The following is a 21,588-nucleotide window of genomic DNA, read 5'->3' as shown; positions in this document are numbered from 1 at the left end:
CTTTTGTCCGGATCCCCAAAATGACTGATCGTCCTGTTGTACGCATGAAACCCAAGGCCAACGCCCGTGCCATCCGGCATGGCTTTCCCTGGGCCTATGACAACGAAATAGTGACAGACCGGCGCACCAAAAAGCTGGCTCCAGGTGCATTGGCGGTGTTGCAGGACGAGGCGCTGACGCCCATGGGCCTGGTCACGGTCAATCCGGGGTCCAGGATTTTTTGCCGGATGTTGGATCGCAATCCCGAAGCGGTTTTGGACAAGGCATGGTTTGTGGACCGCCTGTCCCGTGCATTGCAGTTGCGGGACCGGCTGTATGATGCGCCATTCTATCGCCTGGTCCATGCCGAAGCTGACGCGCTGCCCGGAATTGTGATCGATCGCTTTGGTGCGATTTGCGTGGTGCAACCCAACGCCGCCTGGGCCGAGGCGCATCTGGACCTTCTGACCCAGGCTCTGGTCGAAGTCACCGGCGTTGACACCGTGCTCAAGAACGCATCGGGTCGAACCCGCAACCTGGAAGGGTTGGACGATGTGAGCGGGGTGTTGCATGGAACCGCCCCTGACGCCCCGGTGCAGGTGCCGATGAATGGTGCCACCTATATGGCGGATCTGACCGGTGGGCAGAAAACCGGCCTGTTTTATGACCAACGTCCCAACCATGCCTTTGCTGCGCAACTGGCCGCTCCGGGAACCGAAGTTCTGGACGTGTTTTCGCATGTGGGCGGGTTCTCGCTGGCGATGCTGGCAGCAGGTGCGGGCCGGGCGGTGTCGGTTGATGGGTCGGCGGCCGCATTGGCGCTGGCAGAACAGGGGGCGGCGGCCTCGGGGGTGGCAGATCGGTTTGAAACCCGTCAGGGCGATGCCTTTGACGTGCTGGCGGCCCTCGCCGAAGAAGGGGCCCAATTTGACGTGGTGATTTGTGACCCACCGGCCTTTGCTCCGTCGAAACCAGCACTGGAGGCTGGCCTGCGGGCCTATGAACGGATTGCCCGGCTGGCTGCACCGCTGGTCAAACCTGGTGGATATCTGGGGCTGTGTTCCTGTTCCCATGCGGCGGATCTGTCCCGATTCCGGGGGGCATCGGCGCGCGGGATTGGACGGGCAGGGCGGTCCGGGCAATTGCTGTACACCGGTTATGCCGGGCCAGATCACCCACAACTGCCACAACTGGCCGAAAGCGGATATCTGAAATCCGTATTCTTCCGGCTGTGATCGCTGGATCGGTGAAACTGGTTCTTGATACCTGCGTTCTGTATCCCACCGTGATGCGGGAGATGCTGTTGGGCGCGGCGCGGCTGGGACATTTCCAGCCGCTGTGGTCGGCGCGCATCCTCGAGGAATGGTCCAGAGCTGCGGTCAAACTGGGCCCTGAAGGCGCAGCACAGGCGCAATCCGAAATCGCACTGCTGGGGGTCGCATGGCCCCAGTCCCAGGTTGCCGCCAGCCCGGGCATCGAGTCGCGGTTGTGGTTGCCGGATGCTGCCGATGTGCATGTTCTGGCAGCTGCGGTTGCCGGTTCGGCGGATGGCATTGTGACCGTGAACCGCAAGGATTTCCCAAAACACCTGCTGGCCGAAGAGGGGCTGAATCGTTTGGACCCGGATGGATTACTCTATGACCTGTGGCTGCGCGATCCAAAAGGTCTGCAAAAGGTTGGGGAGGATGTGCTGAACACGGCCAACCGTCTGGCCGGGGGCGGCTGGGCCATGCGGCCGCTGCTAAAAAAGGCGCGCCTGCCGCGTTTGGCCAAGGCGTTGTCCTGAACGCTCAGGCGTTCTGCCAGCGTTTTTCCAGTTTTTCCAGCGCGACGATACGCTCTTCGGTCTTGGGGTGGCTCATCAACCAGGCTGGCGCTGCGCCAGCACGGGCCTGAGTCAGCTCTTCGAGTTTCAAAAACAGTGATTTTTGCGGACCGATGCCAATTCCGGCTTTTGTCAGCAATGCGGCGGCATATTCGTCGGCTTCGTATTCGTCATTGCGTGACAGACGGGCAGCCAACAGCGTGGTCAGCCCGTTGGCAATCCACACTCCCACACCCGGAATGATCCGGCTGAGCACGAGTGCGAGAACCGTACGCAGGGCATTCTGCCCCGAAAAATCAATCATGCGCTTGCGCGCGTGCCCCAGGGCCACATGACCCAATTCATGCGCGATGACAGATGAAATTTCCTCGCCCGAGACCTCGCCGGTTTGAAATTTGCGGTAAAACCCACGGGTGATGAAAATGCGCCCGTCCGGTGCCGCCAATCCATTGACCGGGTCGATTTCGTAAATGAACACTTTGATCCGGGGCAGATCCAAAGCGGCCGCCAATTTGTCGGTCAGCCGCTTGAGCTTGGGGTCAACCAGTTCTGTCGAGCGCGTATCAAGATCGCGGTGGGTTCGCCACACCGAGAAGCGGTACATAATGACGGCATACAGAACGGCCAGCAGGATGGGGGTTAATCTGAGCATGACTCTGATATGGTATGGCTGGCCCCAAGAGGCAAGCCATCCGCCTCTGCCGGGTGCGCTGACTGAAAAGGGGCGGGAATGTGGCGACAGGCCCCGACGCGTCAAATTTGAGAATGATTCGAAGCAACAACGGCTCTATTTCGCGACAATTGATTTACAATCTTTCGAAAATTGCGAAATTGGTTCCAGATTGTTCATCAATTTTGTCGTGATTATGACCTCAATGTGCCGGCTGGCCCGCTTTGCCGCCCTGTTTGCCAGTGTTCTCTGTTTGGAAACAATGGATTGTGCGGGGTGGGCAAATTCCCCCAATAAATAGGGGAAATTAGTAAAATTTTAACTTTTTGCCGGGCGCAAAACCTGGCCATCCAGAAACAATATATCCGCGGAATATGCAGGTTTACGGAAAATCGCGGGCGCGGGGGCCAGGCGGGATGATCACAAAATCCGGTTTTTTCCTTTGTGGCTATCCCGCGCTCCGGTATCAATAAGACAGCCCAACTGGGGGGCGATGTCTGTTGGTCACGGGGGCGACCGCACTTGTTGCATCCAAAACGATGCAAGTGAGAGCGTGTCGCGTGGTGGTGTCTTGCACTGCTGGTGACATGAAATAGTACGGATCATTTGGTCTGTGCACGGTGCCCGTTTCTGCAACGGTGCGCTGCCTTCTCTCCCTTGCTTGTTACTTGGCTGTTGCCGTGTCGGTCGCCGGAACCGGTCGACATCGGTCTGTAGGGTTGCATTTTGTATCCGCTGTTTGCGGGTTTGGCATTCTGGAAGTGCCGATGAGGAGAAAGTTATGGCGAGAAACTTTGACAACCTGTATGAGGCAAAAGTCATTGGTTTGTGGGACTTCCGGGATGGTTTTGAAGAAAACGATACGGGTCTAGGGGATGGCGTAGCGCAAGATGGGACATCCGTCGGTGGGCCCGTTTTCGGCGCAGGCTGGATGAACCTGGATGGCTCGGGCCAACAGATGAATGTCGATGATGGCAACGACGGGGCCTTTGACCTCACCGAGGGAACCATCGAAACCGAATTTCGCGCCTACGTTCCGGCAGGTGGTGGAACCAACACGGTCGTTAGCCGCGGTGTGTTTGAATCAGCTGGGGCCGACGGTGGAGCCGAGGGATCCTCTGACACCGGTTACTTTGAGGTGCGCGTCACCGAAAACGGGACGGTTCAGGTCTATCACACAGATGATGGCAATACTGTCGAACTGAGCACATCCGAAGGCTTTGCCGGAACAAATGATACCATCCGCGTCACCTACTCCTGGGAGGAAGATGGCGTCGTGATGAAGGTGGTCAATGATACCACCGGTACGACCGAAATCGCGTCGAGCGACCAGTCGGGAATGACGCTGAACATCACCGAAAGCGGTGAACAGAGTTTTGCCATTGGTGCCCGCGAGGCGACCGATGATGATTTTGACCAGCATTTTGCCGGTGCCGTGGATTATGTTGCGGTTCTGGACAAGCCGGTTCTGGGGCAGGGCAATGGCATTGTTGATGGTACCCCTGGCGACGATGAAATTGATCTGGCTTATACCGGTGACCCCGAAGGGGACATGATCGACAACGATGATGCGATCCTGCCGGGGCAGGCCCCCAATGATGATATCGTGGATGCAGGCGATGGTGATGACACCGTCTATGCCGGAGTTGGCGATGACGAAGTTTATGGCGGCGGCGGCAGTGACGAGCTGCACGGCGAAGAAGGCGACGACGCGCTGTATGGAGACCAGAGTGCCCCCGGTGGCGGTGCCGGTGGTTCCGTTCGCGAAGCGCTGTTGTGGAACGAAGGTACAACGCAGGGCGATGCCACGGTCTATAGCGAAGGCGACGACCTGGGCGGTGGTCTGACACAGGATACCGGTTCGGTAAACGTGACCTATACCAATACGGTTGCACCGACGGGATCTGATGCGACGTTCACGACCGAAGAGCAGGCCACTGGCAATATTGATACCGGCGGTGCCCCGGCCAATTCCGGCAGCGCGATGGCATCCTATCTGAACAATGACGGCGACGAAGCCGTGCATTGTCTGGAATTCTCCGAGTCTGTTTCCAATGTGTCGTTCCGTATCAATGACATTGACGGGCATGGACAGGTGAGCGTCCGCGCCTTTGACGAGGCCGGTGATCCGATCACAGTTGTTCTGGGGAATGGCCCCCGCGTCACGCTCAGCGATGATGATGCAGTGCCGGGCGACGATACAGGCACCAGCCAAGGGGGATATGCTGGCGCGAGCTTGCCGGATTATTCGTTGCTGGTGACAATTTCCGGGCCGGTGTCCAAAATCGAAATCGACCACGCTCAGGTGGGTGTGGAACCCACGATCATCACGGTCACCGATGTATTCTTTGATGTCGCAACACCCAGCACCGGCGTCGACGGCGATGACACGATTGATGGCGGCGATGGCGATGACACCATTGTCGGCAATGGCGGTGATGATGACCTGATCGGTGGCGACGGGTCTGACAGCGTTGATGGCGGCGACGGCGACGACATGATCGATACGCGGGGCAATGAACCAGTGCCGCTGCCCGACCGCGGATTTGCCGGTTATGCCGGCACGACGCCGAACATTCCGTTCGTCCCGGCCGACGGTGACATTTTTGACGACCGTGACACTGTCAGCGGTGGCGACGGAAATGACACCATTCTGACCGGTGACGATAACGATGTGATCGACGGCGGGGCAGGCAATGACTCGATTGATGGTGGGATCGACGACGACCTCATTGATGGCGGTGCAGATGATGACGTCATCATTGGCGGCGAAGGGGCTGATACCATCGACGGCGGAACCGGTGCCGATACCATCTATGGTGGTCTGGACCCGGTGTTCCCGGATGCCCTGAACATCGTCGATGACCTGCCCGGAGCGCTGGCGGATCCAGATCCAACCAATGGTATGGACGTGATTGACGGCGGAGACGGCGATGACGTCATCTTTGGTCAGGACGACGACGATGTCCTGTCTGGTGGTGCTGGCAATGACTACGTAGACGGTGGCATCGACGAAGACGAAATCCACGGTGATGCAGGCGACGACCTGCTGCTGGGACGTCAGGGCAATGATACCATTGACGGCGGGACCGGCGATGACACCCTGCTGGGTGGCGAAGGCGCGGATACCCTGGACGGGGGCGATGACCGCGACATCATCGGTGCTGGCATTGGGGATGTGATCATCGGCGGCGAAGGCGGCGATGACCTCGACACAATGATCGCCCAAGGGCTTGCTACGATTGCATATACCGATGACGATCCATCGACGGAATCCGGGATCGTAACCTTTTATAATGACGATCTGACTGTCGCCGGAACGGCCGAATTCAGCGAGATTGAAAATGCGCTGGTTATCGGGACTGCTACGACGACTACACCGGGCGGGCCAGGCGCTCCAGGTGGTCCCGGGACCACGGCGATTGATGGTGTGGTTGAAGGCACATCTGGCGATGACGATATCGACCTGGGGTATCTGGGTGATCCGGAACTGGACCGCGTCGACAATGACGATGCCGTGCCCCCGCTGGTTGATGAACAGGACGTTATCGTTGCTGGTGACGGTGACGACACCGTGCATGGCCGCGATGATACCGATGTCATCTTTGGTGGCGAAGGCAACGACGAGCTGTATGGCGACGGCGGCGGCGACGCGATTGATGGTGGCGCTGGCGATGACACCATCGATGGTGGTGCAGGTCGCGACATTCTGTTCGGCGGTGAAGGTGACGATGTCATTTCGGGTGGCAATGACGACCCCGATGACGGCGGCGACCTGTTGCTGGGGGGACTGGGTGACGACACGTTCAACAACGTCGGTCAGGGCGAAGTCATTGCAGGCGGCGAAGATGCCGACGGTCTGGACATTGATACGCTGGACCTGACCGGTGCTGCCGAGGCAGCCAATCCGGGCGGCTCGTTGACGGTTGAATACGACCCGACCGATCCCGAAGCCGGGACAGTCCGTTTCTTTGACTCATCGGGCGCAGAAACAGGGAGCACTGTCTTTACAGAAATCGAGGATGTTTTCGATCCTGTCCCACCACCACCACCACCACCACCACCACCTGTTCCCTGCTTCACACCTGGAACCTTGATTGCGACCCCCAAAGGGGAACGGCGTGTCGAGGACCTTCAGATCGGTGATCGCGTCATCACCCGCGACAATGGTATCCAGGCAATTCGTTGGTTGGGGTCGCGGACGATGCAAGGCAAAGAGCTGGCACGTGCGGAACACCTGAACCCGGTTCTGATCCGCGAAGGAGCCTTGGGCAATGGTCTGCCGGAACGTGACATGATGGTCAGCCCCAACCACCGGGTTCTGGTGGCCAACGACAAGACGACGCTGTATTTCGAAGAGCGCGAAGTTCTGGTCGCGGCCAAACATCTGACCGGTCTCGAAGGGGTCGATGTGGTCGAGGTTTCGACAGTGACCTACATCCACTTCATGTTCGACCAGCACGAAGTGGTGTTGTCGGATGGGGCCTGGACCGAAAGCTTCCAGCCGGGTGATCAGACCATGGACGGTCTGGGAAACGCACAGCGCAACGAGATCTTTGAGCTGTTCCCAGAGCTGCGTACCCGCGAAGGGCTGGAATCCTATCAGTCTGCGCGCCGGTCGCTGAAGAAACACGAAGCACATCTGCTGACCCATTAACCTGGGTCTGCGGGTTTCCCCGGGCGGGGCAGCTACATTCGTGTGACTCCGGGGCATACGGTTAAAGGCAGGGCGGTCTAGCCCTGCCTTTTTCATTATAAAACAGATGGTTGTGGGCGCATGTTGTCGCCAGAACGCGTTTCCGTGTCAGGAAGATGGTCAGGCGGATTTGCGATCGCTTTCCTCTTCGGCCAACTGCAACAGGGCAGTTTCCAGATCCCGTTCCAGTTCGTTGGATCGCGCAATATAGGCCGGGTTGTCGCGGGCATGAACCCCGGGTTGCCAAAGCTGTGCAAGCTCTCGCATGGTTCTGCGGTCATGGGCGTAAAACGTCTGTTCGGCGCGGGCGGCCTCATATTCGCTTAGTCCGGCATTTTCCAGCACATAGCGTCCCGCGCGCAGCGAGCTGTCAAACATCTCTCGCACGATGTCATCCGCTCCGGCCTTGTACAATTCGTATACGTGATTGCGGTCAAAAGCGCGGGCGATGATGTGAATATCGGGACGCTGCCGGCGCGCATAGGCGACCAGCTTTGTGACCTCCTCCGCCTGATCCATGGCGGCGACCAGCACTTTGGCCTTGCTCAAACCTGCGGCGCGCAACAGCTCGGGGCGGGTGGGATCTCCCAGAAAACCTTTTACACCAAACCGCCGCATCAATTGTATGGCTTCCATATTGTTGTCCAAAACAATGGTTTGAAACCCGCTGGCGCGGACCAGGCGGTTGACGATCTGCCCAAATCGACCAATGCCTGCAATGATCACTGGACCCTGTTCGTCGATTTCGTCCGGTTCCTGTTCCGGTTTCTGATCGGAGATCCGTTTGGACATGAGATCATACAGGATGAACAACAGCGGCGTGATCAGCATCGACAGGGCTACGATCAGCAACAGTTTTTCAGAAAGAACTTGAGGAAGTACATTAAGTTGAACCGAGAAGGCCAGGAGAACAAAGCCAAATTCTCCAGACTGGGCCAGGCTGAGCGTGAACAACCATTGGGCCCGCCGCCGCAACCCAAAGGCACGACCAACAAAATATAGCACGGTTCCTTTGGCCACGATAATCAGCAGGGCCAATCCGATCATGTCGCCTGGATCTTCCAGAAACGCCTTGTAGTTGATGCCTGCCCCGACTGTGATGAAAAACAGACCCAGCAATAACCCTTTGAAGGGCGTGAGGTCGCTTTCCAATTCGTGCCGGAATTCGCTGTTGGCCAGAACCACGCCGGCCAGAAACGCCCCCAGGGCCGGGGATAGCCCCACCAATGTCATCAGGAAGGAGATGCCCACAACTATCAACAGCGCCAGCGCGGTATACATCTCGCGCAGGTTGGCCGCATGGATATATCGAAACAGCGGTCGGGTCAGATAGATTCCAGCCAGAATGATAAAGGCGACCGCGCCGATGGTGACAAGCGTCACCGCCCATCCCGGCAATCCCGCGACCAAGGACAGACCGCCGCCATGGCCAGAACCGTGCTGCGCCGCGCCATCGACTGCGCGCTGAATGGATCCATCGGTGGTAAACTGCAAGTCCGGGGCAACCGCCAACAGCGGCAAGAAGGCCAGGATCGGGATCACCGCAATATCCTGGGTCAACAGAACCGAAAACGCGGATCGTCCGCCGCTGGTTTGCATCAACCCCTTTTCCGACAGGGTTTGCAGCACAATCGCGGTTGACGACAAAGACAGCGCCAGGCCAATCGCCAGGGACGCCTGCCAGGGCTGCCCGGTTGCCATCGCCGCCCCCATCAGAGCCAGCGTACTGAACAGGATTTGCAAACCGCCCAGCCCGATCAGTCGGTGTCGCATATCCCAGAGCGCGCGCGGCTCCAGCTCCAACCCGATCAGGAACAACATCATCACCACGCCAAACTCGGCAAAATGCTGCAAATCTTCGGTTTCGGCACCGACCATGCCCAGAACCGGGCCAATGATGATCCCGGCCGCCAGATATCCCAGAACGGACCCCAAACCCAATCGCGACGCAAACGGGACTGCAATCACTGCCGCAGCGAGGTAAATTGAAGCCTGATAAAGGAATTCATCCATGAGGGGTCCAGTTGGTGTTCGCCAGTTTCGGTCTGATCATCCGATGCAATGCGTCGGAAACTCAACCGATAATACAGGAATTATTGCGTCTGTAGGGATTCGTGATGCAGGTGGTCTATTGTGGTCCTTACATATGCATGGAATGTGAAAATTCACGCCCGTTTGGCGCAGGAAATCGACCCACTGCCATTATTTCCCCCCAGACAGCTCAGGTCGGTAGCGGCGCGTCGCGTTTCAATTGGTCCATGACGATCTGGCTTTGCACCCGGGCGACCGCAGGGTGGGGGAGCAGGACTTCGTGCAGCAGCCGATTCAGCCCGGGCAGATCGGCGCAATAGACCCGCAACAGGTAATCGGCGTCGCCTGTCATGGTCCAGGCGCTGGTGATTTCTGACCGGGTGCTCACCAGTCGGGCAAAGCTGGCCGATTGTTCCGGGCCATGGCTGTTCAGATGTACCTGCACAAACCCCTGCACATGCAAGCCCAACTTGGACGGATCCAAGCGGGCGGAATACCCTTGAATATAGCCTTCGGTTTCCAATCGTTGCCGTCGTCTCCCGGCCTGACTGGCCGAAAGGTTCAGCCTCTCTCCCAGCTCGTGCGCGGTGAGATGTGCATTTTTCTGCAAAGCTGCGAGAAGTTTGGTATCTGTAGCGTCCAGCATGCGTAATCTCCGCAGTTTCTGATGATATATCACAAAAACTCCGCACATTGGTAATGAAACATGCGTCACTTTGCGCAAAACCTGCATCGAGAATGGGGTATTTTTGAGTCAGATAATCGAAATGTCCAATTAGGAGACCGCGCCCATGGGTCCTTTCCCGCATACCGCACCGAAATCTGTCATTTCCGCCGAAAATCCGGCTGGTACGGATGGGTTTGAATTCGTCGAATTTGCCCACCCGGAACCACAGGAATTGCGCGATCTCTTTACCCGCATGGGGTTTGCGCTGACGGGTCGTCACAAATCCAAGAATGTCGAGCTGTGGCAGCAGGGAGATGTGACATATATCCTGAATGCCGATACCGACAGCTTTGCCGCGCGATTTGTCCAAGAGCACGGCCCCTGCGCGCCTGCGATGGGGTGGCGTGTTGTGGATGCCCAGGCGGCTTATGATCATGCGGTGTCCAAGGGGGCGGAACCCTATGACGCGGCCGACAAGACAATGAACGTGCCAGCGATCAAGGGCATCGGCGGCTCGCTGCTGTATTTCGTCGACCAATACTCAGATACTTCGCCCTACAATGAAGAATTCGAATGGCTGACCCAGTCAAAGCCTGCAGGGGACGGGTTCTATTATCTCGACCATCTGACCCACAATGTGTTCAAGGGCAACATGGACAAGTGGTTCAATTTCTACGAGTCCCTGTTCAACTTCAAGGAAATCCGTTTCTTTGATATTCAGGGTAAATTCACCGGGCTGTTCAGCCGTGCGCTGACGTCGCCCTGTGGCCGCATTCGCATTCCGATCAACGAAGATCGCGGCGAGACCGGCCAGATTGTTGCCTATTTGAAGAAATACAACGGCGAAGGCATCCAGCATATCGCGGTCGGTAGCGATGACATCTATTCGGCAACCGATGCAATCGCCGAAAAAGGGCTCAAATTCATGCCCGGCCCGAACGAGGCCTATTATGACATGTCCTATGACCGGGTGTCGGGTCACGACGAACCCAAAGACAAGCTGATGAAACACGGCATCCTGATTGATGGCGAGGGCGTTGTGGATGGTGGAGAAACCCGGATCCTGTTGCAGATCTTTTCGAAAACCGTAATCGGCCCGATCTTTTTCGAATTCATCCAGCGCAAGGGTGATGACGGATTTGGCGAAGGCAACTTCAAGGCGCTGTTCGAATCCATCGAACGGGAACAGATCGAAAGCGGCGAGATCGAAGCTGCGTAATCTGGGCAAGACTGCTGACGAAATGAAGCCACCGCAAGCGCGATCTTGCGGTGGTTTTTTCTGTCCGGACGAGGGCCGGGCGACAGGATCAGATTATGCGCAGATCACCCGTTGGGGATGCGCAATGTCAGGTTTCGGCCGCGTTTTTGGTATCGCAGTTCGCTGTCTCCGATGGCGACGACCTTGCCCCCGTCCACATTGTCACCCACCTTGACCTTTTTGTAGCGGCCGCTGGGCAACCGCACCAGAGCCCGGCGATCAGACGGGGAACCGTAGACGCCGATCAAATTGACCTGTTTCAGGTTGAGCGCGTTTTGAAAGGTGGCTTGGCGCGCCACCGAGGCCGAAGATGGAATCTTGGGCGAGACGGTGGCCGGGGCAATTGTGGCGGCTTGTGACTGGTCGTTGCGGCTGGCCTTTTTGACCAAAGCAGCCATATTCGATGGGCGTGTTCTGGGCTTGACGGTCGCAGCCACAGCCAACTTTGTGCCAACGATTTCGGTTGCTTCTTCGGGCGTGGCGGGGGTTTCGGGTTCGGGCTGAGTCTGTGCCAATGCTTCAGCCTGCCGCTGAATGCTTTCGGGACGCAGCTTAGGACGTACACCGGCCAGCTCGGACCGGCTGAGCCCGCCCAGCTGTGCGCGTTCGGCTTGTTCGGTCAGGTCTTCGGGACGCAGTTGGGGGCGCAAACCGGCAAGGCGCTCCCGGTTCGCATCAGTTTCGGGTTCCTCTTCGAAACGGGTCGGGGTTTGCGGTGGGCGAACAGGCGGGGTTCCCAGAAACACCAGAACCCCATCCGGGCTCAGCGTCCCTTCGGGCGTGGGATCCACCAACCCTTGATCGTTCAATCTGAAGCTGGTTCCTTGGGCTGCCGGTGATCCGACCGAAGCCAGGGAAATATCCGTATTCAGGCTGGCCGCGTCAGGCAAGGCGACCGAATCCTGTGACAGATCCGTGCGGTCGATGGACGCGATGAACAGATCATCCAACCCAATCACCGAAGGGGTTTCGGGCTGCGTCGGCGCGTCGGCCCAGATGCCGGTGGCTGCATACCGTGCCACATTGGCAGACGGCTGGAACGGTTGCTCGGTGGTGGTAGTTTCGTCCAGTGTTTCGCCCAGTGTTTCGTCCGGTGTTTCTTTCTGTGCGTCCTGTTCCGGATCGCTCAGCGCATCCAGAACGGCCGTGTCAGTGTCTGTCAGCCCGGGCAAGGGCACTTCGGTCGGAGCCGGCAGATTGGCGATATCAGGCAGCGCTGGCGCGGGTGCCGCAACGGGCTCTGTGGGTTCACCCAGTGGCGCAATCGCCGGCTCAACCGGGGCCGTCTCGGTGGGATCCGGTGTGACCTGTGGCGGTGACTGTGTGGCCGGATCAGGCTGGGCTTCAAACAATTCACCCAAGCGACCTGTGGAAAAGAACGTGGCCCATGCGGCGATTACGGCCAGAAACAGCACAAGAACAGCGGTCAGGACCAGTCCAAGGTATTTCGGTTTGCCGCCAACCCTGATCTGATCGCGTGCCCCGAACAGGGTCATGCGTTCGGTTTCGCTGGTTGCCTCCTGGCGCGGTGTGGCCCCGGGAGGGGCGTCGGCGACCGGATAGGCTTTGGGTTGGTTGTCCTGAGCGGGCAACATGTCGACAGGGGTGTTGCGCCGACTGTGGAACCCGGACAGATTTTGTGCCGGGGCATCGGATTTGGGATCAACTTCGGGCGGGACATCCAGATCGGGTGATGAAATTCCGACGCTGGGTGGTGTTACAGGTGGTGGTGTCGGGGCAGGGCGCAGAGCCGGTTTCTCGGGTGGAGCAACGGGCGGAGCAACCGGTTGCGCCACAGTGGGGGCGGGAGCCGCCGAAGTGCGCGCGACGCCTTGCAGCGATGGTGCCGCGCCTTGATCCGGCTTCTTGCGACGGCTGGTAAAGCCCACCGCAGGCGCGGAAGCGGGTTCATCTGTGGCCGGTTGTGCCGGTGTCGTCTGAGCGCTGTCCAGCGCAGGGGCTGGTGACTCTGCAACCGGGGCAGGTGACCCGGCATCAGATTGGGTGTCGATTTTCGGCAGCTCGGTTTCGTCGTTCTCCGGCGGATCCTGGGGATAGATGGCCGGTCCAATAACCACGACGGCAATTCCATCAGGATCGACTTGATGGCTGCCGACATGTTGGGACGACCCAAAATGCGGTTCGCCCAGATACGAATTCTCTGCGGGCACGGCAACAAAGGACGTCGGGTTGAACCCGTGCTCGACAGCAAAAGCTTCGGCCTCGTCCAGGGTTTCACGGGCGACGGCAGCCACATGGGTCTGATCGCCATCCTGAGACAAATCAAACGCCAGATCGGAAACGGCATAGGGGGTTGCCCCTTCGAGCGCTGCCAAAACCATGTCTTCGCGCGCAGACCGGTCCAGATCCCCAGTGGGCACCGACAGGTATTTGATCTGCTCGTTGGGGATGATGACCTTGCAGGTAATACGCCCCGGTTCCAGCCGCTCGGCATCTGTGCGCAATTGCGCCAGATCGTTGGCCAGATCCTCAGTGTCCAGCCCGACCTCGCCAACCAAGCGCCATCCGCCTGCCGCCCGATGCAGCAACGAAATCCCGTCAAAGGAAAGCGACAGGGCAAAACCCGGTCTCATGTTATGATCCAAACCGTCCAAACCAGCTTATCCAATCGGTTTTTGCAAACCAGTGTCACCTGTTGCGCAATCATAAAGCAGGAGTTTGCCGAGGAAAAGGAAAACACGGTCGCAACTCTTGCCGAAGGCGGGGGACCGCCCCCATGTGTTGAAGGCACAACAGGAGATTGATCCAAGTGATACAGAAAACATTGATGGCAACGGCTCTGACCGGAGCTTTGACTGCGGCTCTGACTGCGGCAGCAATGACACCAGCGATGGCAGGCGACAGCCCCCGCGTGATCACCGTTTCGGGTCAGGGCCAGGTCGAAGCTGCTCCGGATATGGCCACCATTACTCTGGGCGTGACCCACGATCATCAGGACGCCGGACAGGCGATGGCTGAGGTTTCGGCTGCCATGGGTGAGATGTTGCAACAGCTGCAGGATCTGGGGCTTGAGCCGCGTCAGATACAGACCAGCCGGGTGACGCTGCACCCGATCTGGTCCAACCAACGCCGCGACACTGACAGCCCGCCCGAGATCACCGGGTTTGCCGCCTCAAACGCGGTATCTGTCCGAGTTCTGGATCTGGAGCGGTTGGGGCCGGTTCTGGATGCGGTTGTCGGCTCGGGTGCAAATGAATTCAATGGGTTGCAGTTCGGAATTCAAGACCCAGGACCGCTGGAATCGCAGGCCCGTGCTTTGGCCGTGCGGGATGCACAGGTCAAGGCACGGGAACTGGCCGAGGCCTCTGGGGTTGCGCTGGGATTGGTTTCGTCAATCACCGAAGGCTTTGACGGGCGTGTCCTGCCAATGCAGGCAGCCATGTCAGCCCGCAAAGCTGGCACCGCCATCGCTGCAGGTGAAATGTCTGTCAGCGTCAGCGTCAATATGGTGTTCGACATTCTGGATCTGGAATGACCCTGTCCCCGGATCTAACCAAAAAGGCCGACCACCATGCTGGCGTATTCCGGCTGGTGGGACGCACAGCATAAAGGCCACCCAGGCAATGAGTGGCCGCGATGAGTTTCATCGCAGCCACTCTTGTGATGTGAAATACGCGCCGTACAACAAGATGAGTTCTGGCGGGATCGGGTTTGACCCGGCTCCGGCTCCTGATTGGATTGCAAGTTGTGCGGTACGATCAATATATCGGGAATCGCGACGACTTCCGGGGGCGGGGCGACGATTTCCAATTGATCCGTCGATGGGATTTCCGCTTTGCTTGCGGGCGTGCGGGTCTGCGGTGAACGTCGTGCAAGACGCGGTATCTGGATACACTCGACTGTTCCCGGGAAGCGGAGGGAGCGCGGCATCAGTTTTGCAGCTTTCCCAATGTTGTCGATTTCATTGTATGGCACCGTAGATCCTCTTCGGTTCGAAGACGTTGTGGTTGATCCGGAAGATGTTGAGGATCGAGATCAACATCGCGGGATTGAACAGAGCTCCCTGAACCCAACCCGGGTGCCTCTGCTACCAGCTCTGACCGCCCGGCCGAGGCGGTCCCATGGCACGTGCATGAAGGTGCGCGCCGGTTGTCCGAGGTGGTTTTTTGCCCGGCGTGTAAAAGCGAGATCGAAGATCGGGCACCTTTCTTGCCCTTGCAAGGCGTGTGCAGGGCGCGGACGGTGCCGGTGTTGCCTTCTTCCCGGTGGCCTTGCCTTTGCTGTCCCGGGTCCGCTGATGTGTGCCATTCGGCGAGACCTCGTTCGGAGCCGCAAGAAAGCGCGTGCCACAGGCACCACAGGCGGGGCCGCCGAGAATACCAGCATCATCGCCCGCGCCGCTCGACCTCCTGATCGAGAGGCGCGGGCGATACGGGCGAGAAATCGCTCTCGCATACCTTCCCTCGCGGGTATGCACCTGGACGATACTTGGCGGCGGTCACCATCTGGTCCGGCGCGAGGTCTGGGTGTTTTTCTTTGGGCTGAATGCTGCCTGATGCGTACGAAACTATTTCCGCGCCCTTGTTTCAAATGCAGTAATCCGGGGGCGACTAAATCTCATAATAAATCAACAGCCTGCCGCGTTTCCGCGGCAGGCATGATGGTGGATGTGTTCCACTGGTCGGCATGCGTCAGCACCCAGCCCGGCCTTTTCAATCAAGTCAGGGACCAGATCAGCTGCAGGCTTGGGTCAATGCCTGATCCAGATCCGCGATCAGATCTTCGGCGTTTTCGATCCCGATCGACACCCGCACCACATTGGCACCTGCGCCGGCGGCCTCCTGCTGTTCCGGGGTCAGTTGCCGGTGCGTGGTCGATGCCGAATGGATGATCAATGACCGCGTGTCGCCCAGGTTGGCCACGTGGCTAAAGATCTCCAGCGCATTGACCAGTTTGACACAGGCGTCATAACCGCCCTTGACCGCAAAAGTGAACAATCCCCCGGTGCCTTTGGGATAACAGGTCTTGGCACGCTCGGCGTAGGGCGAAGAGTCCAGCCCGGCATAGGTGACATAGTCGACCCGGTCATCGGCTTCCAACCAGGAGGCGACCGTTTTGGCGTTTTCACAATGGCGCTGCATCCGCAACGACAGGGTTTCAATCCCCATCAATGTATAATGCGCTGCCTGGGGGTTCATGGTCATGCCCAGATCGCGCAACCCGATGGCAATACCGTGAAAGGTGAACGCCAAACCGCCAAAGGTTTCGTGAAACTTCAACCCGTGATAGGCCGGTTCCGGCGCGCTCAGCGACGGGAACTTGTCGTTGGCCGACCAGTCAAAGTTGCCAGAATCCACCACACAGCCCCCGGTGACTGTGCCGTTTCCGGTCAGATATTTGGTGGTCGAATGCACCACCAGGGTGGCGCCCTGTTCGATCGGGCGGCACAGATAGGGTGTGGCCGACGTGTTGTCGACGATCAGCGGAATGCCTGCTGCGTCCGTTACATCAGCCACCGCGCGAATGTCGGTCACATACCCACCCGGGTTGGCGATGGATTCACAGAACACAGCGCGTGTGTTTTCATCGATGGCATCGCGCACCGCGTCCAGATCATCGGTATCGACGAATTTCGCCGACCAGCCGAACCGCTTGATCGTCTGGCTCAGCTGCGTGACGGTGCCACCATACAGACGGGTCGAGGCCACGACGTTGCAGCCGGGCTGCATCAGCGGAAACAGCGCCATGATCTGCGCCGCATGACCTGATGAACAGCAGACAGCACCAACACCACCTTCCAGGGTGGCAATCCGTTCCTGCAAAACCGCCACGGTCGGGTTGGTCAGGCGGGAATAGATGAACCCGACTTCCTGAAGGTTGAACAACGCCGCCGCATGATCGGCATCCCGGAACACATAGGCTGTGGTCTGATAGATGGGTGTCTGGCGGGCACCGGTGGCCGGGTCAGGGCGGGCCCCGGCGTGAATTTGCAATGTATCAAAACCGTGGGTGGGTCCGTCGGTCATGCGAAGTATCTCCCTATGAAAATGGTGAATTCGGTGTAGGACACCCGATTTTCGGACACAACACAATCAGTGCAAACAGGAATATTTGTCTGACATCACAGCTGCATTGGGAACATTCGTTTTTCGTGCTGTGGGGATCTGCTTCTTTCTGGTTGAAATACCTCGGGGGGAGACACAGCCGCAGGCTGTGTCGGGGGGCAGAGCCCCCGATTTCATCGCATCCAGAATCCGTTGGATTTGATCCTGTTGCGAATGGCCTGTTCCCGTCGGGGCAGATTGTCCTGATCGAACATCGCCCGGACCTTGTGGCCGCGCCCCTGAAAGATCATGCGTTTGATCGGGTCATAGGATTTGAGCACCTTCTTGATCCGATTGGGCGCCGTAATGGTTTCCAGCACGTCGACAACATGATCGCTCTCGCGCGCATAAAGCAGCGGTAGATGCCGGTAATGACAACTCACGGTGCCATCCAAATACCCATCAGGCAATGCGTCGCGCCCGCCACCAAAGGAGTGAATGACCAGCGGCAGCGCCACCTGATCCAACCAGGGGTCCAACGTTTGCCCCACCAGTTCGATCGGGGGGGTGGTCAGGATCGATTGGGCATACACCAGAAATCGTTTGCCAAACGCGCGCGGGCAGGCCCCGAAGAAATAGCCCGCATTGAAATACAGGTACCGTCGCCAATATTCATCCGGTTGGCTCAGATCGAGGCTGGATTCGAAATCCAGCCCAAAACGCTGATACAGCGACTGCCAGATGCCGTGGTATCCTGGACCATAAAGCGTCGGCTTGGGCCAGGTGCCTTCGCGGCGCAGCGAGGCTCCCGGGCGTTTGAAGTCAAAGGGCACGTCGCTCAGCTCGCCGGTGATCAGCGTGTCGGTGTCAAAGAACACGAAGGGTTCGCGTTCTGGCATCGACATCAGCGCTTCGATCTTGTTGCCATTGGGATAGGGTTTGCCAAAAACCTTGTTCTTGAACGGCAGAATCTCGGCCCCCAGAGCCTCCAAAATCCCCAACACCTCTTTGCTGCGGATTGACGGGTCAGTGTCCCACAGGGGGCCAGGTTGTGGGACAGCCACAAACAACCGGCCCTGAAAGCCCGGGGAATACTGGCGCAACGAGGCTGCAAACAGGATGGCTTCATATTGTAGCCGCCCGGATTGCCCGACAATCAGGATATTGAAGGATTGGCGCGTAGCCTGTTTTCTTGCCATACTGATTACCAGCCGCTGTTTTGCGATGCGGTCCCTGCTCTGGCAGGCAGTATAAGACGGGAGTGCGCAGTCCAAAACCCCGCGTAGCCCCGGATGTGAATTTTTTGGGGATACCCCGGACAAGGCTCCGGCCGGAGCAGGAGGATTGGGATCATGTTTGAATTTCTGGCGTTTGTCGTCGCGGTCATCGTGCAATCGGTACCTGTAGGCGATTCTGGGGCCGGCACGCAGGTTGCCGGAGATCAGGACACAATGGTGACGGCGCAGGCTGAAGCTGAGGTTGCCGCCACTCCCATGTTCCTGGCACCCGCGCAATCGGGCGACCAATCCCAGGCCGAACAGCCGGCGACGCCATCGTTTCTGGGCAGCGCGCCAGCAGCACCTGCCGGTGAACCGGCTCCGGCCACGGCCTTTCTGGGCAGTGCAGCATCCGGTACGGCATCTGGCGCAGCATCTGGTGCGGCACCCGCAGCTTTGCAGGCCGAACCACAGGTGCCCAGCGGGCGGTTTACCACCGCGGTAGAAGTCAAACCGATCCTGTCCATGACCAAGGCAAACTGGATTTCGGTGCGGGAATTCAACGGTGAAGACCTGTTGTATGTGACCCATCTGTGGTCCTGGCGCTGTGGATTGCTGGAGGTCAAGGTGGGCGTGAACGGCGACTCCCCACAGCCCTGGCCATTGCCCCCCTGTCATCTGAATGACCCAACACCAAATGCGATCAAGGAAAGCGACGGGTTGCCGTACCGCAATTTTGGGTTGGGGCAGGTGGCTCTGGTCGAAGTGCATGTGACCTATGACGACCTCAGTACCGAAAACGTCAAATTCAACCGTCAGGGACTTCCGCTGCAATAATTGCTCCGGCGCGGGTCAGACACCCAGCCGGTTCAGCCGCGTTTCGACCATGGGACGATAGCCGGACCCGAATAGGCGCAGATGCACCAGCGCGGGCCACAGCTGATAGATCGCTTCACGTCTAGCATACCCCGGAGCAAGGGGGCCATAGGCCACAAAAAAGGCAGGGTCCGGTTTGGCAAACAACGACAACATGGCCAGATCGACTTCGGCGTGCCCATGATAGCAGGCCGGGTCAATTAACCACGCAGATGGTCCTGTCGAAAAGAGGATGTTTCCCACCCAAAGGTCCCCGTGCAACAGGGACACAGGCGGCGACTCAGGCAGATGATCAACGAGCTGGTGTGCCAGGTGTTCCACGCGGCGGCTTAGGTCCAGGGGCAGGGTGTCCAACCCGGCCAGCAGGCGATTTTCACACCAGAACCGGGGCCAATTCGTAGTTTGTGTATTCGCGATGGTGACGGGGCCAAAGGCATAGTCGTATTGCCAGCCAAAGGCGCGCTGTCGAGGCGTATGCAGGTGACGTAGCATATGCCCCAAATCCTGCCAGCCCAAAGAATTGGCAGGAATTTCTTCCAGCCGCTCCATGAGGATCAGCCCTGGTGACACCTTCAACACTTGTGGCACCCGCGCACCGGCTGCCGCCATAGCATCCAACATTCGGGCCTCGCGATCCACAAGAGTGCCGGTTTTGGCAACGATGTGCCTGCCATCGCCCAGCTCGACCTCGGTGACGATCGACAGATTACCCCCGTGCAGGGGACGTAGGCCCGTCACCTTGGTGTCGAGCAGTGTTTCAACTGTCAGTCGCAGATCGCCGTGGGTCACGCGTCCGGCAAGTCGATCCGGGCATCCCCTGCCGTCATGCCGGGTCGGGCCCGGTCAAACCGCAGATATGCAATCCCGACCGTGTCTGTGTGGGTGAACAATGTGCCTGCGACTTTGCCCTCTGACAGGATTTCGGTTCCAACATCGGCGTCGCCCTGAATGCGAATCTGGCGCAGGCCCTTGCGCAATTCGGTTTTGTGCTTCATCCGGGCGGTGACCTCTTGGCCGACATAACAGCCCTTGCGGAAATCAACCCCGTTCAAGCGTTCAAAGCCCGCTTCCAGGATATAGCTGTCCGCAGTCAGTTCAATGCCGGTTTCAGGGATGCAATGGGCCACCCGGATGGCGTCCCAATCGCTGTCATCGGTCCCCGTTGCACTGCCATACAGGCGCCAGCCCAGATCCGTGTGGCGCGGATCGGCAAAAGCAGATTGGGGTGCCGGCCCGGTGCCGCGTGTCACCCCCAGGTCGGTCACCTCGATCTGAACATCGGCCCGCAGCCGGTACATGCTCAACCGCTTGACCAGGCCATCGGCCAGATCCGTGGCCACATCCAGCAATACCGCATCGCCATCCGGCACCAGAAAGAAGTCCGCCAGATATTTGCCCTGTGGTGTCAACAACGCCGCATAGACCAATCCGTCGTTCAGCTTGGTGACGTCATTGGTGACAAGCCCTTGCAGGAAGTCCCTGGTGTCTGTTCCGGTCAGACGCAGAATGCGGCGCGTGGTCATGAGTACCCTCGGTTTCGATGGTCAGCTGTGTCTAGGTGATATAGGAACACAGGTGCAAAAGAACAGGACAAACCACCCCCATGCCTGCTGAGATTTCGGTGATCATCCCAACCTTGAATGCCGAGGCGGAACTGCCGGGCTGCCTCGAGGCCTTGATGGAGGGGCTGCATGCGGGGTTGATCCACGACGTGATCATAACGGATGGCGGGTCGCGGGATGCGACATTGACCATTGCAGAAGAGGTCGGAGCCAAGATTGTTGGCGGCCCAGCATCGCGTGGCGGGCAACTGCGCCGCGGCTGCGCGCGCGCCCGGCGGCCGTGGCTGTTGATTTTGCATGCGGATACGCGGTTGGAGGACGGATGGTCCGTTTCGGTTGCCGAACATCTGAACCGCGGTGCAAGTGAGCCGGCCTGTTTCCGGCTGCGATTTCGCGCCACCGGTTTTGGTGCAGCCTGGGTCGCGGGGTGGGCGAATATACGCACCAGAGTGTTCGGGTTGCCCTATGGCGACCAGGGGCTGCTGGTCTCTCGCGAGGTCTACGAGAAAGCTGGTGGCTACCCGGATCAGCCATTGATGGAAGATGTTGCGCTGATCCGAAACCTGCCGCGAGCGATCATGCTCCCGTTCGCCGCCTGCACGGGTGCCCAGCGGTATCAGGCCGCCGGCTGGTTCAAACGGGGGGGACGCAACCTGTGGACCCTGATCCGGTATCTCTGCGGCGCTGACCCGCAGGTGTTGGCAGACAGCTACCGCAAACCATGACTCAGGGCTCCCGCCCGGCATCAGTGCATTTCATGCCCCTTGCCCGTTGGGCCGGGCAGTGCGCTTTGCGCACTGCG

Annotated in this window: 16 protein-coding genes; 8 read left to right on the top strand and 8 right to left on the bottom strand. The window is 58.8% G+C overall.

Annotated features, from left to right (window positions below):
* The first annotated feature begins 20 nt into the window (after positions 1-20).
* Both QEZ52_RS13695 and QEZ52_RS13690 read left to right on the top strand, forming a co-directional pair.
* Complete coding sequence (locus tag QEZ52_RS13695; RefSeq protein ID WP_406644931.1) at positions 21-1,214, top strand: RSP_2647 family RNA methyltransferase; 1,194 nt, start codon at positions 21-23, stop codon at positions 1,212-1,214.
* 11 nt (positions 1,215-1,225) lie between these two features.
* Positions 1,226-1,765: an RSP_2648 family PIN domain-containing protein gene (locus QEZ52_RS13690; protein WP_406644930.1), complete on the top strand. Its 540-nt coding sequence runs from the start codon at positions 1,226-1,228 to the stop codon at positions 1,763-1,765.
* 4 nt (positions 1,766-1,769) lie between these two features.
* On the opposite strand, the gene QEZ52_RS13685 is transcribed toward QEZ52_RS13690, so the two are convergent.
* Positions 1,770-2,456, bottom strand: a complete 687-nt coding sequence (locus QEZ52_RS13685) for a M48 family metallopeptidase (protein ID WP_406644929.1) — start codon at positions 2,454-2,456, stop codon at positions 1,770-1,772.
* Here QEZ52_RS13685 and QEZ52_RS13680 point away from each other — a divergent pair.
* Complete coding sequence (locus tag QEZ52_RS13680; protein ID WP_406644928.1) at positions 2,455-2,775, top strand: hypothetical protein; 321 nt, start codon at positions 2,455-2,457, stop codon at positions 2,773-2,775. The genes QEZ52_RS13685 and QEZ52_RS13680 overlap by 2 nt on opposite strands.
* Before the next feature lie 480 nt (positions 2,776-3,255).
* A complete protein-coding gene (locus QEZ52_RS13675) occupies positions 3,256-7,131 on the top strand; it encodes a Hint domain-containing protein (protein WP_406644927.1) in 3,876 nt (1,291 codons plus the stop codon).
* 159 nt (positions 7,132-7,290) lie between these two features.
* Here QEZ52_RS13675 and QEZ52_RS13670 read toward each other — a convergent pair whose 3' ends face one another.
* Positions 7,291-9,183: a monovalent cation:proton antiporter-2 (CPA2) family protein gene (locus QEZ52_RS13670; RefSeq protein ID WP_406644926.1), complete on the bottom strand. Its 1,893-nt coding sequence runs from the start codon at positions 9,181-9,183 to the stop codon at positions 7,291-7,293.
* A gap of 208 nt (positions 9,184-9,391) precedes the next feature.
* On the bottom strand, positions 9,392-9,847 hold the full coding sequence (locus tag QEZ52_RS13665; RefSeq protein WP_406644925.1) for an Lrp/AsnC family transcriptional regulator: 456 nt from the start codon (positions 9,845-9,847) through the stop codon (positions 9,392-9,394).
* Between the two features lie 145 nt (positions 9,848-9,992).
* Between QEZ52_RS13665 and hppD the strand changes: the two genes are divergently transcribed.
* On the top strand, positions 9,993-11,087 hold the full coding sequence (gene hppD, locus QEZ52_RS13660) for a 4-hydroxyphenylpyruvate dioxygenase (RefSeq protein WP_406644924.1): 1,095 nt from the start codon (positions 9,993-9,995) through the stop codon (positions 11,085-11,087).
* 104 nt (positions 11,088-11,191) lie between these two features.
* On the opposite strand, the gene QEZ52_RS13655 is transcribed toward hppD, so the two are convergent.
* On the bottom strand, positions 11,192-13,720 hold the full coding sequence (locus tag QEZ52_RS13655) for a hypothetical protein (RefSeq protein WP_406644923.1): 2,529 nt from the start codon (positions 13,718-13,720) through the stop codon (positions 11,192-11,194).
* A gap of 176 nt (positions 13,721-13,896) precedes the next feature.
* On the opposite strand from QEZ52_RS13655, the gene QEZ52_RS13650 reads away from it, so the two are divergent.
* The gene (locus QEZ52_RS13650; RefSeq protein ID WP_406644922.1) at positions 13,897-14,622 is read left to right on the top strand and encodes an SIMPL domain-containing protein; all 726 of its coding nucleotides are present in this window, start codon (positions 13,897-13,899) and stop codon (positions 14,620-14,622) included.
* Between the two features lie 1,198 nt (positions 14,623-15,820).
* Here QEZ52_RS13650 and QEZ52_RS13645 read toward each other — a convergent pair.
* Together QEZ52_RS13645 and QEZ52_RS13640 are read right to left on the bottom strand one after the other, a co-directional pair.
* Positions 15,821-17,113 (bottom strand): O-acetylhomoserine aminocarboxypropyltransferase/cysteine synthase family protein, encoded by a 1,293-nt coding sequence (locus QEZ52_RS13645; protein WP_406644921.1) that lies wholly within the window; start codon positions 17,111-17,113, stop codon positions 15,821-15,823.
* Between the two features lie 212 nt (positions 17,114-17,325).
* Positions 17,326-18,330 (bottom strand): hypothetical protein, encoded by a 1,005-nt coding sequence (locus tag QEZ52_RS13640; RefSeq protein ID WP_406644920.1) that lies wholly within the window; start codon positions 18,328-18,330, stop codon positions 17,326-17,328.
* Positions 18,331-18,483: 153 nt separating this feature from the next.
* Between QEZ52_RS13640 and QEZ52_RS13635 the strand changes: the two genes are divergently transcribed.
* The gene (locus tag QEZ52_RS13635; protein WP_406644919.1) at positions 18,484-19,185 is read left to right on the top strand and encodes a hypothetical protein; all 702 of its coding nucleotides are present in this window, start codon (positions 18,484-18,486) and stop codon (positions 19,183-19,185) included.
* Between the two features lie 15 nt (positions 19,186-19,200).
* Here QEZ52_RS13635 and QEZ52_RS13630 read toward each other — a convergent pair whose 3' ends face one another.
* Both QEZ52_RS13630 and QEZ52_RS13625 read right to left on the bottom strand, forming a co-directional pair.
* Positions 19,201-20,013, bottom strand: a complete 813-nt coding sequence (locus QEZ52_RS13630; protein WP_406644918.1) for a fructosamine kinase family protein — start codon at positions 20,011-20,013, stop codon at positions 19,201-19,203.
* Positions 20,010-20,747 (bottom strand): YgfZ/GcvT domain-containing protein, encoded by a 738-nt coding sequence (locus QEZ52_RS13625; protein WP_406644917.1) that lies wholly within the window; start codon positions 20,745-20,747, stop codon positions 20,010-20,012. Before QEZ52_RS13625 ends, QEZ52_RS13630 begins: the two co-directional genes overlap by 4 nt.
* Before the next feature lie 80 nt (positions 20,748-20,827).
* Between QEZ52_RS13625 and QEZ52_RS13620 the strand changes: the two genes are divergently transcribed.
* Positions 20,828-21,511, top strand: a complete 684-nt coding sequence (locus tag QEZ52_RS13620) for a TIGR04283 family arsenosugar biosynthesis glycosyltransferase (RefSeq protein WP_406644916.1) — start codon at positions 20,828-20,830, stop codon at positions 21,509-21,511.
* Positions 21,512-21,588 lie beyond the last annotated feature (77 nt).

Origin of the sequence: Aliisedimentitalea scapharcae, assembly GCF_045277565.1 — a bacterium.
Taxonomy (GTDB): domain Bacteria; phylum Pseudomonadota; class Alphaproteobacteria; order Rhodobacterales; family Rhodobacteraceae; genus Aliisedimentitalea; species Aliisedimentitalea scapharcae.
Note: the sequence above shows the minus strand (reverse complement) of the source record. Positions and strands in the feature narration are given on the sequence as shown.

Excerpts from the sequence above, each read along its gene's own strand:
- QEZ52_RS13695 (WP_406644931.1), top strand. The coding sequence starts at position 21 with ATGACTGATCGTCCTGTTGTACGCATGAAACCCAAGGCCAACGCCCGT.
- QEZ52_RS13680 (WP_406644928.1), top strand. The coding sequence starts at position 2,455 with ATGACTCTGATATGGTATGGCTGGCCCCAAGAGGCAAGCCATCCGCCT.
- QEZ52_RS13685 (WP_406644929.1), bottom strand. The coding sequence starts at position 2,456 with ATGCTCAGATTAACCCCCATCCTGCTGGCCGTTCTGTATGCCGTCATT.
- QEZ52_RS13675 (WP_406644927.1), top strand. The coding sequence starts at position 3,256 with ATGGCGAGAAACTTTGACAACCTGTATGAGGCAAAAGTCATTGGTTTG.
- QEZ52_RS13670 (WP_406644926.1), bottom strand. The coding sequence starts at position 9,183 with ATGGATGAATTCCTTTATCAGGCTTCAATTTACCTCGCTGCGGCAGTG.
- QEZ52_RS13665 (WP_406644925.1), bottom strand. The coding sequence starts at position 9,847 with ATGCTGGACGCTACAGATACCAAACTTCTCGCAGCTTTGCAGAAAAAT.
- hppD (WP_406644924.1), top strand. The coding sequence starts at position 9,993 with ATGGGTCCTTTCCCGCATACCGCACCGAAATCTGTCATTTCCGCCGAA.
- QEZ52_RS13655 (WP_406644923.1), bottom strand. The coding sequence starts at position 13,720 with ATGAGACCGGGTTTTGCCCTGTCGCTTTCCTTTGACGGGATTTCGTTG.
- QEZ52_RS13645 (WP_406644921.1), bottom strand. The coding sequence starts at position 17,113 with ATGACCGACGGACCCACCCACGGTTTTGATACATTGCAAATTCACGCC.
- QEZ52_RS13640 (WP_406644920.1), bottom strand. The coding sequence starts at position 18,330 with ATGGCAAGAAAACAGGCTACGCGCCAATCCTTCAATATCCTGATTGTC.
- QEZ52_RS13635 (WP_406644919.1), top strand. The coding sequence starts at position 18,484 with ATGTTTGAATTTCTGGCGTTTGTCGTCGCGGTCATCGTGCAATCGGTA.
- QEZ52_RS13625 (WP_406644917.1), bottom strand. The coding sequence starts at position 20,747 with ATGACCACGCGCCGCATTCTGCGTCTGACCGGAACAGACACCAGGGAC.
- QEZ52_RS13620 (WP_406644916.1), top strand. The coding sequence starts at position 20,828 with ATGCCTGCTGAGATTTCGGTGATCATCCCAACCTTGAATGCCGAGGCG.